The organism is Pseudomonas frederiksbergensis (assembly GCF_001874645.1).
GTDB lineage: Bacteria > Pseudomonadota > Gammaproteobacteria > Pseudomonadales > Pseudomonadaceae > Aquipseudomonas > Aquipseudomonas frederiksbergensis_B.
On the sequence record NZ_CP017886.1, the window covers coordinates 986480 to 1003245 of the forward strand.

13 protein-coding genes are annotated in these 16766 nt (G+C 59.6%); 5 read left to right on the plus strand and 8 right to left on the minus strand.

Translation table 11 applies throughout. The features are described from left to right. Positions 1–55 precede the first annotated feature (55 nt). Positions 56–1474, minus strand: a complete 1419-nt coding sequence (locus BLL42_RS04865) for an aminotransferase-like domain-containing protein (protein WP_071551023.1) — start codon at positions 1472–1474, stop codon at positions 56–58. A gap of 143 nt (positions 1475–1617) precedes the next feature. On the opposite strand from BLL42_RS04865, the gene BLL42_RS04870 reads away from it, so the two are divergent. After that, complete coding sequence (locus BLL42_RS04870) at positions 1618–2505, plus strand: DMT family transporter (protein WP_408004018.1); 888 nt, start codon at positions 1618–1620, stop codon at positions 2503–2505. A gap of 114 nt (positions 2506–2619) precedes the next feature. Here BLL42_RS04870 and prpD read toward each other — a convergent pair whose 3' ends face one another. From prpD to BLL42_RS04900, 6 genes are all read right to left on the minus strand, one after another. Beyond that, positions 2620–4104, minus strand: a complete 1485-nt coding sequence (gene prpD / locus BLL42_RS04875) for a 2-methylcitrate dehydratase (protein ID WP_071551024.1) — start codon at positions 4102–4104, stop codon at positions 2620–2622. 145 nt (positions 4105–4249) lie between these two features. Beyond that, positions 4250–5440, minus strand: a complete 1191-nt coding sequence (gene prpF, locus BLL42_RS04880) for a 2-methylaconitate cis-trans isomerase PrpF (RefSeq protein ID WP_071551025.1) — start codon at positions 5438–5440, stop codon at positions 4250–4252. Between the two features lie 54 nt (positions 5441–5494). Continuing rightward, the gene (acnD, locus tag BLL42_RS04885; RefSeq protein WP_071551026.1) at positions 5495–8089 is read right to left on the minus strand and encodes a Fe/S-dependent 2-methylisocitrate dehydratase AcnD; all 2595 of its coding nucleotides are present in this window, start codon (positions 8087–8089) and stop codon (positions 5495–5497) included. A 114-nt stretch (positions 8090–8203) separates the two neighbouring features. Beyond that, positions 8204–9331: a bifunctional 2-methylcitrate synthase/citrate synthase gene (gene prpC / locus BLL42_RS04890; protein ID WP_071551027.1), complete on the minus strand. Its 1128-nt coding sequence runs from the start codon at positions 9329–9331 to the stop codon at positions 8204–8206. 142 nt (positions 9332–9473) lie between these two features. Continuing rightward, positions 9474–10364 (minus strand): methylisocitrate lyase, encoded by an 891-nt coding sequence (prpB, locus tag BLL42_RS04895; RefSeq protein ID WP_071551028.1) that lies wholly within the window; start codon positions 10362–10364, stop codon positions 9474–9476. Next, positions 10361–11083, minus strand: a complete 723-nt coding sequence (locus BLL42_RS04900; protein WP_071551029.1) for a GntR family transcriptional regulator — start codon at positions 11081–11083, stop codon at positions 10361–10363. The genes prpB and BLL42_RS04900 overlap by 4 nt, the downstream gene beginning before the upstream one ends. Positions 11084–11353: 270 nt before the next feature. On the opposite strand from BLL42_RS04900, the gene rloA reads away from it, so the two are divergent. From rloA to pabB, 4 genes are all read left to right on the plus strand, one after another. Further along, positions 11354–11890 carry a retropepsin-like aspartic peptidase RloA gene (gene rloA, locus BLL42_RS04905; protein WP_071551030.1) on the plus strand — a complete coding sequence of 179 codons (537 nt, stop codon included), beginning with the start codon at positions 11354–11356 and terminating at the stop codon, positions 11888–11890. 5 nt (positions 11891–11895) lie between these two features. Then, a complete protein-coding gene (gene rloB, locus BLL42_RS04910; protein ID WP_071551031.1) occupies positions 11896–13428 on the plus strand; it encodes an osmotic stress tolerance membrane protein RloB in 1533 nt (510 codons plus the stop codon). Next, a complete protein-coding gene (locus BLL42_RS04915) occupies positions 13428–14414 on the plus strand; it encodes an alpha-L-glutamate ligase-like protein (RefSeq protein WP_071551032.1) in 987 nt (328 codons plus the stop codon). The genes rloB and BLL42_RS04915 overlap by 1 nt, the downstream gene beginning before the upstream one ends. 124 nt (positions 14415–14538) lie before the next feature. Beyond that, positions 14539–15882: an aminodeoxychorismate synthase component I gene (pabB, locus tag BLL42_RS04920; protein WP_071551033.1), complete on the plus strand. Its 1344-nt coding sequence runs from the start codon at positions 14539–14541 to the stop codon at positions 15880–15882. Between the two features lie 115 nt (positions 15883–15997). Here the strand turns inward: pabB and thrH are convergent, their stop codons facing one another. Beyond that, positions 15998–16615 (minus strand): bifunctional phosphoserine phosphatase/homoserine phosphotransferase ThrH, encoded by a 618-nt coding sequence (gene thrH / locus BLL42_RS04925; protein ID WP_071551034.1) that lies wholly within the window; start codon positions 16613–16615, stop codon positions 15998–16000. Positions 16616–16766 lie beyond the last annotated feature (151 nt).

The following is a 16766-nucleotide window of genomic DNA, read 5'->3' on the forward strand; positions in this document are numbered from 1 at the left end:
CAATGAGGTGATCGACGCAGAACCGGTAGGAGCAAGGCTGGCCCGTGATGAGCGATTACGCGATTTCCGCGCCCTGCTCCAACGCCTTCGCCACCGCCGCAAACCCTTCACACAGCAACCGGTCATCCCCAGACGTATTGCAGACACTCACCCGAATGAACTGCGGCACGCTCGCATGTCCGACAGCGAACGCTTCGGCAGTAGTGATCAGGTAACCGTTCTGTTTGAGCTCAGCCTCGATCTGCGACGCACGCCAAGGCTCGGGCACTTCGATCCAGAAGTGTGGGCTGTGGAGGTGGGTTTTGTACTCAAGCCCCTTGAGCAGCCCGGCGACCAAGGCTTTGCGGCGAATGATTTCTGCGATTTGTTGCCCCAGCAACTGCTCGGCGACACCGCGCTCAATCCATGAAGTGGCCAGCTCCAGTGTCAACGGCGTGGCCATCCAGCATGTACCCCGCACAGCCGCCGATAAACGACTGATCAAGGGTTGCGGCGCCTGCAGATAACCGACGCGCAATCCGGCCGAGACTGCCTTGCTCAAGCTGCCAATCAGAATCGTCCGCTCCGGTGCGAAAAAGCTCAGGGGCAGCGGGCGCTCTTGCGCCAGCACGGCATGGGCTTCATCCTCAATGATCAGCAAATTGTGCTCTCGACAGACCTCAGCGATAGCCTCACGCCGCGCAACAGACATCACCGCCGCCGTAGGATTCTGGATCGTCGGAGTGCAGTACAACGCAGTCACTCGATGATTACGGCAAGCCTCATCCAACGCGGACGGCAGCAATCCTTCGTCATCCATCCCCAGCCCCATGAGTTTTATTCCGAGCATGCGTGCGACGCTGATCAATCCCGGATACGTCAATTGCTCGGTTACCAGCGTATCGCCCGCTTTGAGCAAGGCCATCAGCGCACAGAGCAGCCCGTGCTGGCCGCCATTGACACAAATCACCTGCTCCGCACTCGCAGCAAACTCCCTGTGACTGAGCCAATGCGCACCCGCAGACCGATACCGCAGCAAACCGGCATCGACGGTGTAGCCGCTGATCCCCTGCAACCTCTCTGAATCACCGGCCAACGCCTGCAAGCTCTGACTCAGAAACAGCGCCGCTTGCCCGGGAATCGGCTGGTTGCGGCTCATGTCAAAACAGGGTTCTGGCTCATCGCTGACATTGCGAAACCCACCGTCGCGCGGACGCTCCATCCCACGCTGACGCACATAAGTACCATCGCCTACGCGAGCAACCACCAGCCCCACGCGCTCCAGTTCGGCGTAAGCACGACTGATGGTCCCAACGGTAACGCCCAGACTGTCAGACAACAGTCGATGCGGCGGCAACTTGCAACCGGGCTCGATCAAGCCGTCGTGAATGCCCGTTTCGATGGCCTCAGCCAGACGCTTGTACTTCACGCCCAGCCCGTCCGCGAGCCCGGCCCGCATGATTGACACCATGGCAATACTTACTTTGACAGCCATTATCTTCCCTAATAGCGTGCTGGAAACAGGTTCAATCAGGGATAGACCTTTTCCATGGACAGGTCAATTCCGCTCACGGAAGGTGCTCGATCATGCCGATGTCCATTGCCATCGATGCCACTCAAAAAAACCACAAACCCTGGCTGGCCGGCCTGATCACCAGTGCACTGTTTCTCATCGTTTGCCTGAGTTGGGGCACCACATGGCTGGGAATCAAGATTGCGGTCGAAAGCGTGCCGCCCCTGACCGCTGCGGGCCTGCGCTTTCTGATTGCCTTTCCACTGTTCCTGACATTCGCGAAGCTACGTCGGGAACCGCTGTTGTTTCCCAAGGAAAGCCGCTGGTTTTTCGCATTTGTCACGCTGTCGTACTTCAGCCTGCCGTACTACCTGCTGAACTACGGTGAGATGCACGTTTCTTCTGGCCTGACCGCTCTACTGTTCAGCTGCATGCCGGTGTTCATCCTGATTTTTTCTGCGGTGTTTCTGCACCAGAAAATCTTCGTTTCACAAGTCATCGGTATCGCGATCGGGTTTGGCAGCCTGTACATGATCATCCGCAGCCAGGGATTGCACCTGGACCATGCGGAGTTTTTCGGAGTCATTGCGATTCTCGCCGCCGCGATCATGCATGCACTGTGTTACGTGGTGACCAAGAAACAGGGCAGCGCCATCAGCGTCATCACCTACAACACGCTGCCCATTGGCATCGCCGGACTGATGCTGTTGAGCGCAGGTCTGGTGGTCGAGACACCCGCGTTCGAGACCATCAGCCTGCGCTCATGGGGCGCCTTGCTCTATCTCGGACTGGTCGCTTCCGTCGGTGGTTTTATCGTGTATTTCATGCTGCTCAAACGTCTGAGCCCGATCATCCTGTCCTTTGTCTTCATCATCTTCCCGGTGTTCGCCGTGCTCATCGGCGCCTGGTACGAAGGCTTGGCGATTTCTCCGGAGCTGATCATCTATTCGACGGTCTTATTGGCGGGTTTCGCCATCACCAAACTTCCGGTGGAAAAATGGCTCAAGGGCTGAACGCCCTTCCCTGTAGGAGCTGCCGAAGGCTGCGATCTTTTGATCCTGATCTTCAGCGCACATTCAGACGCCAAAAGATCGCAGCCTTCGGCAGCTCCTACGCAGGGTTCGACTTCAGATCACGAAGAGATCCATGAAGCGGTTAACCGGCGTGGCCTCGAGTTTCGCCTGATCCTTGCACAAGGCAAAGATCTGCGCCGAGCGTTGCGCAGTGAATCGGGTTGCCAGATTCGCCTTGAACTTGTCCTCCAGCAAGGGAATACCCTCGGCGCGGCGACGACGATGACCAATCGGGTATTCGACCACCACTTGCTCGGTGCTTGAGCCGTCCTTGAAGAACACTTGCAGGGCGTTGGCGATGGAGCGCTTGTCGGCCTCCAGATACTCGCGGGTGTAGCGCGGGTCTTCGACAATGACCATTTTCTCGCGCAACTCGTCGATGATCGGGTGCGCCGCGTGAAACTGGTCTTCGTACTGTTCGGCCGCCAGATTGCCGAACACCAACGGCACAGCCGTCATGTACTGGATGCAGTGGTCGCGGTCCGCGGCGTTGGCCAGCTGGCCGACCTTGGAAATGATACGAATCGCCGACTCGTGAGTGGTGATGACGATTTTGTCGATTTCATTCAGACGATTGCTCACCTGCGGGTGCAGGGTCACCGCCGCTTCGCAAGCGGTTTGCGCGTGAAACTCGGCCGGAAAACTGATCTTGAACAGCACGTTTTCCATCACGTAGGTGCCGTACTTCTGCGAGAGGCTGAACTCGCGCTTGTCGTCGGGCTTGAGCGCCAGATCCTTGTTGGTATGGCTGAACAGCACGTCGTAGAAACCCCACTGCTTTGCTGTCAGCACGCCCGGAATGCCCATCTCGCCACGCAGGGCGATGTCCGCCAGCCGCACGCCACGACTGGAGGCGTCGCCCGCCGCCCAGGACTTGCGCGAACCGGCGTTCGGCGCGTGACGGTAAGTGCGCAGTGCCTGGCCGTCGACAAAAGCATGGGACAGCGCCGCCAACAGTTGCTCGCGATTGGCACCCATCAGTTTCGCAGTCACCGCCGTCGAGGCGACTTTGACCAGCAACACATGATCCAGGCCGACCCGGTTGAACGAGTTTTCCAAGGCAATCACGCCCTGGATCTCATGAGCCATGATCATCGCGTCCAATACGGCCCGCACGGTCAGCGGGGCATCGCCATTGGCCACGCGTTTCTGCGACAGATGATCGGCGACCGCGAGTATCCCGCCAAGGTTGTCGGACGGATGACCCCACTCGGCAGCCAGCCAGGTGTCGTTGTAGTCGAGCCAACGGACAATACAACCGATGTCCCACGCCGCTTTTACCGGGTCGAGACGAAAGCGGGTACCGGGAACACGTGCGCCAAAGGGCACGAGCGTGCCTTCAACGATGGGGCCCAGGTGTTTGGTGCATTCGGGAAAACGCAGCGCCAACAGGCCGCAGCCCAAGGTGTCCATCAAGCAATTGCGGGCGGTGTCGAGGGCTTCTTTGGATTCGATCTTGAAATTCAGGACGTAGTCGGCAATGTCCTGCAGGACTTTGTCGTAGTCGGGGCGGATGTTCAGGTCAACGTTGGCGCTCATGTTCGACTCCCTACGTTAATGGCGAAGCAAACACTGCGTAGGAGCTGGCGAAGGCTCGGGCCGCGTTCGGACGATCTTTTGATCTTCAGCACATTCGAAAACATCAAAAGATCGCAGCCTGCGGCAGCTCCTACGGGGCTAACTGTCAGAACGCATCGCCCGGCACACGCACCCAGCCTTCCATCAACACCCGCGCACTGCGGCTCATGATGGCTTTGGTCACGGTCCATTCGCCATCGACCAGATTGGCTTCGGCGCCGACGCGCAAGGTGCCTGACGGATGCCCGAAGCGCACGGCGTTGCGTGGGTTACCACCTGCGGCGAGGTTGACCAGCGTGCCGTCAATCGCCGCCGCCGCACCAATGGCGACGGCAGCCGTGCCCATCATTGCGTGGTGCAACTTGCCCATGGACAGTGCGCGGACCAGCAGGTCGACATCGCCTGCTGCCACCGGCTTACCGCTGGAAGCGAGGTAATCGGCGGGCCGTGCGACGAACGCAACCTTGGGGGTGTGCTGACGCTTGGCAGCGTCGTCCAGGTTCGAAATCAGCCCCATGCGCAGTGCGCCATGCGCACGAATGGTCTCGAACATCGCCAGCGCCTTCGGGTCGCCGTTGATGTCGCCCTGCAACTCGGTGCCGGTGTAACCGATGGCATCGGCGTTAACGAAGATGGTCGGAATGCCGGCGTTGATCATGGTCACCTTGAGAGTGCCAACACCTGGCACTTCCAGGTCATCGACCAGGTTGCCGGTAGGAAACATCGAACCTGCGCCGCCCTCTTCTTCCGCGGCCGGGCCCATGAATTCGACCTGCACTTCAGCGGCCGGAAAGGTCACGCCATCGAGTTCGAAATCACCGGTTTCCTGCACCGCACCGTCGGTGATCGGCACATGGGCGATGATGGTCTTGCCAATATTGGCCTGCCAGATACGCACCACCGCCACGCCGTTGTGCGGAATGCGACTGGCCTCGACCAGACCGCTGCTGATGGCGAACGAACCGACCGCCGCCGAGAGGTTGCCGCAGTTGCCGCTCCAGTCGACAAAAGGCTTGTCGATGGAGACCTGACCGAACAGGTAATCGACGTCGTGATCGGCCTTGATGCTCTTGGACACGATCACCGTTTTGCTGGTGCTGGAAGTCGCCCCGCCCATGCCGTCGATTTGCTTTTCATACGGGTCAGGGCTGCCGATGACTCGCAGCAACAGCGCGTCACGGGACGGGCCCGGAACCTGTGCCGATTCAGGCAGGTCTTGCAGGCTGAAGAACACGCCTTTGCTGGTGCCTCCCCGCATGTAGGTGGCAGGGATCTTGATCTGAGGTACGTGAGCCATAGTGTTCCTTATGTGCCGGAGCAGAACGTCATCGCCCTGCCCCGGCAAGTCGCGTTAAACGGCAACAGCCGATTCAAGGAAGTCCTGGGCGAAACGCTGCAACACACCGCCGGCTTCGTAGATCGAGACTTCTTCAGCCGTATCGAGACGGCACGTCACGGGCACCGACACCTGTTCACCGTTCTGGCGAGTGATGACCAGGGTCAATGTGGCGCGCGGCGTGCGCTCGCCGATCACATCGAAGGTTTCAGTGCCGTCGATGCCCAGCGTCTTGCGGTCGGTGCCCGGCTTGAACTCCAGCGGCAACACGCCCATGCCCACCAGGTTGGTGCGGTGGATGCGCTCGAAACCTTCGGCAGCAATGGCTTCGACACCGGCCAGACGCACACCCTTGGCTGCCCAGTCGCGGGACGAACCCTGACCGTAGTCGGCACCTGCGATGATGATCAGCGGCTGCTTGCGTTCCATGTAGGTTTCGATGGCTTCCCACATACGCATCACTTTGCCTTCCGGCTCGACACGGGCCAGCGAACCCTGCTTGACCTTGCCATTTTCCTGAACCATTTCGTTGAACAGTTTCGGGTTGGCGAAGGTCGCGCGTTGCGCGGTCAGGTGGTCACCGCGGTGAGTCGCGTAGGAGTTGAAGTCCTCTTCCGGCAGACCCATTTTCGCCAGGTATTCGCCAGCGGCGCTGTCGAGCATGATGGCGTTGGACGGCGACAGGTGATCGGTGGTGATGTTGTCCGGCAGCACCGCCAGCGGGCGCATGCCCTTGAGCGGACGCGCCCCGGCCAGGGCGCCTTCCCAGTACGGCGGACGGCGGATGTAAGTGCTCATCTCGCGCCAGTCATACAGCGGTTTGACTTTCGGGCCAGTGTCTTCGTGGATGGCGAACATCGGGATGTAAACCTGGCGGAACTGCTCCGGCTTGACCGAAGACTTGACCACCGCATCGATCTCTTCATCACTCGGCCAGATGTCCTTGAGGCGGATTTCCTTACCGTCAGCTGTCAGGCCCAACACGTCTTTTTCGATGTCGAAACGGATGGTCCCGGCGATGGCGTAAGCCACCACCAACGGCGGCGACGCGAGGAACGCCTGCTTGGCGTACGGGTGAATCCGGCCGTCGAAGTTGCGGTTACCCGACAACACAGCGGTGGCATACAGGTCGCGGTCGATGATCTCTTGCTGGATCACCGGGTCGAGTGCGCCGGACATGCCGTTGCACGTGGTGCAGGCGAATGCCACCACGCCGAAACCGAGTTGTTCCAGTTCAGAGGTCAGGCCGGCTTCATCCAGGTACAGCGCCACGGTTTTCGAACCCGGCGCCAGGGACGACTTGACCCACGGTTTGCGGGTCAGCCCCAGCGTGTTGGCGTTGCGTGCCAGCAGGCCGGCAGCGATGACGTTGCGCGGGTTGCTGGTGTTGGTGCAACTGGTGATGGCGGCGATGATCACTGCGCCGTCCGGCATCTGACCGGGCACTTCATCCCACTGGCCGGAGATGCCTTGAGCCGCGAGGTCAGAGGTGGCGACACGGGCGTGAGGATTGCTCGGCCCCGCCATGTTGCGCACCACCGAAGACAGGTCGAAGGTCAAGCCGCGCTCGTATTGCGCGCCCTTCAGGCTATCGGCCCACAGGCCCGTGGTCTTGGCATAATTCTCGACCAACTGCACTTGCTCGTCTTCGCGGCCGGTGAGTTTCAGGTAGTCGATGGTCTGCTGGTCGATGTAGAACATCGCTGCGGTGGCGCCGTATTCCGGAGCCATGTTGGAAATGGTTGCACGGTCGCCGAGGGTCAGCCTTGATGCCCCTTCACCAAAGAACTCCAGCCAGGCACCAACCACTTTTTGTTGGCGCAGGAACTCGGTCAACGCCAGCACCATGTCAGTCGCGGTGATGCCCGGCTGCAGCTTGCCCATCAGTTCGACACCAACGCTTTCCGGCAGGCGCATCCACGACGCGCGACCTAGCATCACGCTTTCCGCTTCCAGACCACCAACACCGATGGCGATTACGCCCAGGGCATCGACGTGCGGGGTGTGACTGTCGGTGCCGACGCAGGTGTCCGGGAAGGCCACGCCATCGCGCACCTGGATCACCGGAGACATTTTCTCCAGGTTGATCTGGTGCATGATGCCGTTGCCCGGCGGGATCACGTCGACGTTCTTGAACGCCTTCTTGGTCCAATTGATGAAGTGGAAACGGTCTTCGTTACGACGATCTTCGATGGCGCGGTTCTTTTCGAACGCCTCTGGATCGAAGCCACCGCGCTCGACCGCCAGCGAGTGGTCGACGATCAATTGCGTCGGCACCACCGGATTCACTTGCGCAGGATCGCCGCCTTGCAGGGCAATGGCATCACGCAGGCCGGCGAGGTCCACCAGTGCGGTCTGGCCGAGAATGTCGTGGCACACCACACGGGCCGGGAACCACGGGAAGTCGAGGTCGCGTTTGCGCTCGATGAACTGCTTCAGGGATTCGGTGAGCGTGGCCGGGTCACAGCGACGCACCAGGTTTTCCGCCAGTACGCGGGAGGTGTACGGCAGAGTGTCGTAGGCGCCAGGCTGGATGGCCTCGACTGCCGCACGGACGTCGAAGTAATCCAGATGGCTGCCGGGCAGCGGTTTACGGAAATCTGTGTTCATCGTCAGGACTCGGTCACGGTGATTGCAAAGGAGGCGCCTGGCACCAGCGCTGAATTCAACTTGATCTACTGTGGGTTCCCGGTTTCTTCAGCTACCAGTGCCAAACCCCACCATTCAGCGTTGTTCGATTGGCACGAACTTGCGCTGTTCGACGCCGACGTACTCGGCGCTCGGGCGGATGATGCGGTTGTTGGCACGCTGTTCGAACACATGCGCCGCCCAACCGGTCAGGCGCGAGCAAACGAAAATCGGCGTGAACAGCTTGGTCGGAATGCCCATGAAGTGGTACGCCGAGGCATGGTAGAAGTCGGCGTTGGGGAACAGTTTCTTCTGTTCCCACATGGTCTTGTCGATGGCTTCGGAAACCGCGAACAACACCTTGTCACCGACTTCGTCAGCGAGCTTTTTCGACCAGCCCTTGATCACTTCATTGCGCGGGTCGTTGTCTTTGTAGATCGCGTGACCGAAGCCCATGATCTTGTCTTTGCGCTCGAGCATGCCGAGGGTGCCTTTGATCGCCTCTTCCGGCGACGCGAAGCGCTCGATCATTTCCATCGCCGCTTCGTTGGCGCCGCCATGCAGCGGGCCGCGCAGGGAGCCGATGGCCGCGGTGACGCAGGAGAACAGGTCGGACAAGGTCGATGCACAAACGCGGGCGGTGAAGGTCGACGCGTTGAATTCGTGTTCCGCATACAGGATCAGCGAAACGTTCATCACCTTGACGTGCAACTCGCTCGGTTTCTTGTCGTGCAGCAGGTGCAGGAAATGCCCGCCGATCGACTCCTCATCGGTCACGCAGTTGATGCGTTGACCGTCGTGGCTGAAGCGATACCAGTAGCACATGATCGCCGGGAACGCGGCCAGCAGCCGGTCGGTTTTGTCATGTTGCTCAGAGAAGTTTTGCTCCGGTTCAAGGTTGCCCAAAAACGAGCAACCGGTGCGCATCACGTCCATTGGGTGCGCGTCCGCCGGAATGCGTTCGAGCACTTCCTTCAGCGCTTGCGGCAGGTCACGCAGCTTGCTCAGCTTGCTGATGTAGGCCGCCAGTTGCGCCTTGTTTGGCAACTCGCCGTACAGCAGCATGTACGCCACTTCTTCGAAATGCGCTTCGGCCGCCAGTTCGCGAACGTCATAGCCGCGATAGGTCAGGCCTGCGCCTTCTTGTCCCACGGTGGACAATGCGGTTTGCCCGGCCACCTGGCCACGCAGCCCGGCGCCACTCAATACTTTTGCTTCGGCCATTGCTGTCTCCAATTTTGAATTTGTTCGGGAATCTGCAATTTTTGGGGGATGCCGAAAAGATCGCAGCCTTCGGCAGCTCCTACATTGATCGAGCCTGGCAACATCCCTGTAGGAGCTGCCGCAGGCTGCGATCTTTTGATCCTTATTTCTTCGCAGCAAACAACGCATCGAGCTTCTGCTCGAAGGTGTGGTAATCGATGCGATCGTAAAGCTCCATGCGAGTTTGCATGGTGTCGATGACGTTCTGTTGCGTGCCGTCGCGGCGGATCGCGGTGTAAACGTTTTCCGCCGCTTTGTTCATGGCGCGGAAGGCCGACAGCGGGTACAGCACCAGCGACACACCAACAGACCCAAGCTGCTCGGTGGTGTAGAGCGGCGTCGAGCCGAATTCGGTGATGTTGGCCAGGATCGGCGCTTTGACGCGGCTGGCGAACAGCTTGTACATCTCAAGCTCGGTGATGGCTTCCGGGAACACCATGTCGGCGCCGGCTTCGATGCATGCCGCGGCGCGATCCAGTGCCGACTCCAGACCTTCTACCGCCAGGGCGTCGGTGCGGGCCATGATCACGAAGCTGTCATCGGTACGCGCGTCGACCGCAGCCTTGATCCGGTCGACCATTTCCTGCTGGGAAACGATCTCTTTATTCGGACGGTGACCGCAGCGCTTGGCGCCGACCTGGTCTTCGATGTGGATCGCCGCCGCGCCGAACTTGATCATCGACTTCACGGTGCGCGCGACGTTGAACGCCGAGGAACCAAAACCGGTGTCCACGTCCACCAACAGCGGCAGGTCGCAGACATCGGTGATCCGGCGTACGTCGGTCAACACGTCATCAAGACCGGTAATGCCCAGGTCCGGCACACCGAGAGAACCGGCAGCGACCCCGCCACCGGACAGATAAATAGCCTTGAAACCGGCGCGCTTGGCCAGCAGCGCATGGTTGGCGTTGATCGTGCCGACCACTTGCAAAGGATGCTCGCTGGCAACCGCATCGCGGAAACGCTGGCCTGGTGTGCTCTTGTTCGAACTCATGACTCACCTCGTGGAGTGGCTGTCTGATGGGCTCCGTCCTGATAGTGACGGGCGATATTGCGTTTTGAAGCGCCGATGTGACGACGCATCAACAACTCGGCCAATTCACCGTCACGGTCGGCGATGGCATCGAGAATCCGGTGGTGCTCGGCGAACGCCTGGCGCGGCCGATTGGGCGTGGCGGAAAACTGGATGCGGTACATGCGCACCAATTGATACAGCTCGCCGCAGAGCATTTGCGTCAGCGTGCGGTTGCCGCTGCCTTGAATGATCCGGTAGTGGAAGTCAAAGTCGCCTTCCTGCTGGTAGTAGCCAACGCCGGCCTGAAACGCCGCATCGCGCTCGTGGGTTTCCAGCACCTGACGCAGCTCGTCGATTTCCTCGGCAGTCATGCGTTCGGCGGCCAAGCGACAAGCCATGCCTTCCAGGGACTCGCGAATTTCGTAGAGTTCAAGCAGCTCGGCGTGACTCAGCGACACCACCCTGGCCCCCACATGCGGGACGCGAACCAGCAGGCGCTGACCTTCCAGACGATGGATCGCCTCGCGCAATGGCCCGCGGCTGATGCCGTAAGTGCGCGCTAGCTCAGGCTCGGAGATCTTGCTGCCCGGGGCGATCTCGCCTTTGACGATGGCCGCCTGAATGCGTCGGAAGACGTTTTCGGAAAGGGTTTCCGAATCGTCTGACGCCATCACCGGGGGATCGAGTTGTTCTAGCATATTGTCGACACCTCGCAAACCAATGCGGCAAAAACTAACCAATATCGCGCAATCAGTCAAAGGAAATAGATCTATTGTCGACAATCATCTAATAAACGCCTTAGGTAAAACCTAAGTAAAGGACAGACCCGCGGCTGGCGCCATAAAACCACCGTGCTAGAATGCCGCCCGCATTTGTCTGTCATCTTTTTATGGCAGGCATGAGAAGGAGCTTGCGCAGCAATGCCAGTCGCCTTGAACCGAAGAACGGACGGCACCGCGCCAGGATCTATGAGACTCAAGCCCTTCACCCTGTTGTTCTGCCTACTCTGCCTGCCAGGTCTCGCTATCGCAGGCGAAAAGACTGTGTACGGTCTCAACGAGTACGCACAGCTGGCAGGGATCGACCTGGAAGTCGCGGCCAAACTCGACACCGGGGCCAAAACCGCCTCCCTCAGTGCCCGTGATATCAAGCGCTTCAAACGCAATGGCGAATCGTGGGTGCGCTTTTATCTGGCCATCGACACCGCCCACTCGCACCCGATCGAGCGCCCTTTGGCACGGGTCAGCAAAATCAAACGCCGCGCGGGCGACTTCGATCCCGAGGAAGGCAAGCAGTACACCGCTCGTCCGGTGATCGAGCTGGATATCTGCATGGGGACGGCACTGCGCAGCATAGAAGTGAACCTGACCGACCGAAGTGCATTCCAATACCCGCTTTTGATCGGTTCCGAAGCCTTGAAACGCTTTGATGCGCTGGTCGACCCCAGTCTTAAATACGCTGCTGGCAAACCCGCCTGCGCCACCGACGCTCATACCGCAGAGTAATGCCCATGCGCTCTCTTACCCTCCACCTGAAAATCCTGATCGCCCTATTGGTGGTGCTGGGCATTTCAGTTACGGCCTATCAGATTTTCGTGCTGGGTATTCCGGTGACCGAAGACGCCACCGACGACTTGTGGAACATCGACGCCAAGGTCGAGTTCGTCGCCAGTGCCAAGGACCCGGTCAAGATTCAGATGTTCGTGCCACCGTTGAGCCGCGATTACGTCAGCCTCAATGAAAGCTTTATCTCCAACAACTATGGCGTTGCGGTAAACCGCGTCGACGGCAACCGCAAGGTCACCTGGTCGGCACGTCGGGCCAAGGGCAACCAGACGCTTTACTACCGCCTGGTGCTGACCAAGCGCTATACCGGTGAGAAATCCAAAGTCAAAGGCCCGACCTTCCGCGATAGCATCGCCGTCGAAGGCCCGGAAAAAATCGCCGCCGATGCCCTGCTCGCCCCCATTCGCCAGCACTCGGCAGACGTCGAGACCTTCATCGGCGAAGCGATCAAACGCGTCAACAACTCCAATGACGACAACGCAAAACTGCTGCTGGCCGGTGATCCGTCACCGGCGCACAAAGCGAAAATCGTCGAGCTGCTGCTGTCCATTGCCCACGTACCGATGGAAAAGGTCCACACCATCCGCCTGGTAGCCGATCAGCCGCAAACCCCGGAGCTCTGGCTCCGTAGCTTCAATGGCACTGACTGGCTGTACTTCAACCCGGAAACCGGCGAGCAGGGCCTGCCCACCGATCGCCTGCTGTGGTGGACCGGCGATGACAACCTGATCACTGTCGAGGGCGGCAAGAAAGCCAACGTCACCTTCAGCCTGAACAACAGCGAAATGAACGCCATTCGCCTGGCCAAGCTGACCGACGAAAACACCGACGCCAGCTTCCTTGATTACTCGCTGTACGGCTTGCCGCTGCAAACCCAGCAAACCTTCATGATTATGGTGATGATCCCGATCGGCGTGCTGGTTATCCTGATCCTGCGCAACCTGATCGGCTTGCAGACCCTCGGCACCTTTACCCCGGTGCTGATTGCTCTGGCCTTCCGCGAAACCGGGTTGGGCTTTGGTATTGCGCTGTTTACAGTGATCACGGCGCTGGGGCTGTCGCTGCGCTCCTACCTTGAGCACCTGAAGTTGCAAATGCTCCCGAGGCTGTCGGTGGTGCTGACCTTCGTCGTGGTGCTGATTGCCGCCATCAGCCTGTTCAGCCATAAGCTTGGCCTGGAGCGCGGGCTGTCGGTGGCGCTGTTCCCGATGGTGATTCTGACCATGACCATCGAACGCCTGTCGATCACCTGGGAAGAACGCGGCGCCGGGCATGCGTTGAAAGTCGCGATGGGTACGCTGTTGGCCGCCTCTCTGGGACACCTGATCATGAGTATTCCGGAACTGGTGTATTTCGTGTTCACCTTCCCGGCGATCCTGTTGATCCTGGTGGGTTTCATGCTGGCCATGGGTCGCTATCGCGGCTACCGCCTGACCGAGCTGATGCGCTTCAAAGCCTTCATCAAGGCCGATTCGTAATGTTCGGTTTCTGGAAGACCTGGAAGGCCTTGCACGCCCGGGGCATCATGGGCATCAACCGGCGCAACGCTGACTACGTACTCAAGTACAACAAGCGCAGCCTGTACCCGATTGTCGATGACAAGATCATCACCAAGGAACGCGCAATCAAGGCCGGCATTCACGTGCCGGAAATGTACGGCGTGATCTCCACCGAGAAAGAAATCGAAAAACTCGACGAAATCATCGGCAACCACAGCGACTTCGTGATCAAACCGGCACAGGGTGCCGGCGGTGACGGCATTCTGGTGATCGCTGATCGCTTCGAGGGCCAGTACCGCACGGTTTCCGGAAAGATCATCAGCCATGAAGAAATCGAGCACCAGATTTCCAGCATTCTGACCGGGCTCTATTCACTGGGTGGTCACCGCGACCGTGCGCTGATCGAATACAGGGTGATTCCCGACCAAATCTTCAAAAGCATCAGTTATGAAGGCGTGCCGGACATCCGCATCATCGTGCTGATGGGTTACCCGGTGATGGCCATGCTGCGCTTGCCCACCCGGCAATCCAGCGGCAAGGCCAACCTGCACCAGGGCGCTATCGGCGTCGGTGTCGACCTGGCCACCGGCCTGACCTTGCGCGGCACCTGGCTGAACAAATTCATCACCAAACACCCGGACACCACCAACGCGGTGGATGGCGTGCAACTGCCCTACTGGGACGGTTTCATGAAGCTCGCCGCCAGCTGTTATGAGCTGTGTGGCCTGGGCTACATCGGCGTCGACATGGTGCTGGACCAGGAAAAAGGCCCGCTGATTCTCGAACTCAACGCGCGGCCCGGGCTGAACATTCAGATTGCCAATGACTGCGGGTTGACCTCGCGTACTCATGCAGTCGAGGCACGCCTGGAAGAGCTGAAGGCCAGAGGGATTACCGAAACGCCGCAAGAACGGGTGGAGTTTGTTCAGGAGATGTTTGGGCACATTCCCTCGGCTGAAGACTAAGCTCCCTCGCCACAGGGGTTGTGCAGCCGTACATGATGTATCTCTTCCCGACATCCCCTCTAGGAGCAAATCCTGCAGAGGACTACAATCGCCACCCCGCCTCGATGGCTGATCTACCCCGCTCATGTTGACCTGCTCCGTATACCCGCTTCCCTATCGCGCCAACCCCGCCGAGTATTTCGCGGCAATTCGTCATGCCCCGGGCAGCGTACTGCTCGACAGCGGCCGACCGAGCGCCGAGCGCGGACGTTATGACGTGCTCAGTGCCTGGCCGCTGGCAACACTGGCGGTGTCGCCTGACGAAAGTGGCGGCGCTTTCCTGCAACGTCTGCGCGACACGCTCGCCCGGCTCGGCGATGCAACGATCCCTGCCCCCTACGAACTACCGTTCGCAGGGGGCTTGATCGGCTACCTCAGTTACGATTTCGGCCGTCACCTGGAGGCCTTGCCGTCCCGGGCTCTCGATGACCTGCAACTGCCCGACGCGCGCTTCGGTCTGTATGACTGGGCACTGATCAGCGATCACCTGATCGGCAGCAGCCAGTTGGTGTTCCATCCAAACCTGATCGAAACCGAACGCCAGCGTCTGATCGAACTGTTCAGCCAGCCCGCGACTGCGGCTGCCGCACCGTTCACCCTGAGCGGCGTCATGAGCCCCGACCTCAGCGCCAGCGACTATCAGCAGGCGTTCGTGCGTATCCAGCAGTACATCCAGGCCGGCGACTGCTATCAGGTCAACTTCGCACAACGTTTTCGCGCGCACTGCCAGGGCGATCCATGGACGGCCTATTGCGCGCTACGAGCAGCCTGCCCAACGCCGTTCTCTGGCTTCCAGAGTTTGCCCGACGGCGGCGCGGTACTGAGCCTGTCGCCGGAGCGTTTCGTCAAAGTCAGCGAAGGCCATGTGGAAACCCGCCCGATCAAAGGCACCCGTCCGCGTGGGCAGAACGCTGCCGAAGACGCGGCCAACGCCGCTGAACTGCTGGCCAGCCCCAAGGATCGCGCGGAAAACCTGATGATCGTCGACCTGTTGCGCAACGACCTGGGCCGCACCTGCCGCATTGGTTCGGTGCGCGTGCCCGAGTTGTTCAGCCTGGAAAGCTACCCCAACGTGCATCACCTGGTAAGCAGCGTCACCGGCGAATTGGCTGACAATAAAGACGCCCTGGACCTGATTGCCGGCAGCTTCCCCGGCGGCTCGATCACCGGCGCACCGAAAATCCGCGCCATGCAGATCATCGACGAACTGGAGCCGACCCGCCGTGGCTTGTACTGCGGCTCGCTGCTGTACCTGGATGTACGCGGGGAAATGGACAGCTCGATCGCCATCCGCAGCTTGCTGGTCAAGGAGGGTCAAGTCTGCTGCTGGGGTGGCGGCGGGATCGTCGCCGATTCGGACTGGCAGGCCGAATATCAGGAATCCATCACCAAAGTGAAGGTGTTGCTCGAAACTTTGCAAAACCTGTAACTCATCCAACGGCCAACATCGCCCGTGTAGGAGCTGCCGCAGGCTGCGATCTTTTGATCTTGTTTTTTAAAGTCAAAAGATCGCAGCCTGCGGCAGCTCCTACGGTGGAGGGGGGTTACAGGCTCAAATCGCGATTCGAGGCCTTGAGGAATTCCTGCTTCAGCTCGGCAAAACTCTGCACCGCCGGGAACTGCGGGAACTCGCGGATCACGTTGTCTGGCGCGTGAAACAGGATTCCGGCGTCCGCCTCGCCCAGCATGCTGGTGTCGTTGTACGAATCACCGGCGGCGACCACGCGATAGTAGAGGCTCTTGAAGGCCAACACCGACTGACGTTTGGGATCTTTCTGACGCAGTTGATAGCCCGTCACCCGACCCGTGTCGTCAGTAATCAGACGATGGCAGAGCAAGGTAGGGAAGCCCAGTTGACGCATCAGCGGCTGGGAAAATTCGTAGAACGTGTCAGAAAGAATCACCACCTGGAACCGCTCGCGCAGCCAGTTGACGAACTCGATGGCACCGTCGAGCGGCTTCAGGGTGGCGATCACTTCCTGAATGTCGGACAGCTTCAGGCCATGCTCGTCGAGGATGCGCAGGCGTTGCTGCATCAGCACGTCGTAATCGGGAATATCCCGGGTGGTTGCCTTGAGGGATTCAATCCCGGTTTTTTCGGCAAAGGCGATCCAGATTTCCGGGACCAATACACCTTCCAGATCGAGACAGGCAATTTCCACAAGACACTCCCATTTGTACTGATTATTGAGTTGAGCGAGCAATCGGGCTGCCGAACTCTAGCGAGTCGTACCGAGCGACGCAACGCAGACGAGCGCCCCCGTCGTCTCGGGTTTTTGCTACCATCGCCACCCTATAGAGCGCTTAGCGCCA

Excerpts from the sequence above, each read along its gene's own strand:
- prpB (WP_071551028.1), bottom strand. The coding sequence starts at position 10,364 with ATGAGTTCGAACAAGAGCACACCAGGCCAGCGTTTCCGCGATGCGGTT.
- BLL42_RS04915 (WP_071551032.1), top strand. The coding sequence starts at position 13,428 with ATGTTCGGTTTCTGGAAGACCTGGAAGGCCTTGCACGCCCGGGGCATC.
- rloB (WP_071551031.1), top strand. The coding sequence starts at position 11,896 with ATGCGCTCTCTTACCCTCCACCTGAAAATCCTGATCGCCCTATTGGTG.
- BLL42_RS04865 (WP_071551023.1), bottom strand. The coding sequence starts at position 1,474 with ATGGCTGTCAAAGTAAGTATTGCCATGGTGTCAATCATGCGGGCCGGG.
- prpF (WP_071551025.1), bottom strand. The coding sequence starts at position 5,440 with ATGGCTCACGTACCTCAGATCAAGATCCCTGCCACCTACATGCGGGGA.
- acnD (WP_071551026.1), bottom strand. The coding sequence starts at position 8,089 with ATGAACACAGATTTCCGTAAACCGCTGCCCGGCAGCCATCTGGATTAC.
- rloA (WP_071551030.1), top strand. The coding sequence starts at position 11,354 with ATGAGACTCAAGCCCTTCACCCTGTTGTTCTGCCTACTCTGCCTGCCA.
- BLL42_RS04900 (WP_071551029.1), bottom strand. The coding sequence starts at position 11,083 with ATGCTAGAACAACTCGATCCCCCGGTGATGGCGTCAGACGATTCGGAA.
- pabB (WP_071551033.1), top strand. The coding sequence starts at position 14,539 with ATGTTGACCTGCTCCGTATACCCGCTTCCCTATCGCGCCAACCCCGCC.
- prpD (WP_071551024.1), bottom strand. The coding sequence starts at position 4,104 with ATGAGCGCCAACGTTGACCTGAACATCCGCCCCGACTACGACAAAGTC.
- prpC (WP_071551027.1), bottom strand. The coding sequence starts at position 9,331 with ATGGCCGAAGCAAAAGTATTGAGTGGCGCCGGGCTGCGTGGCCAGGTG.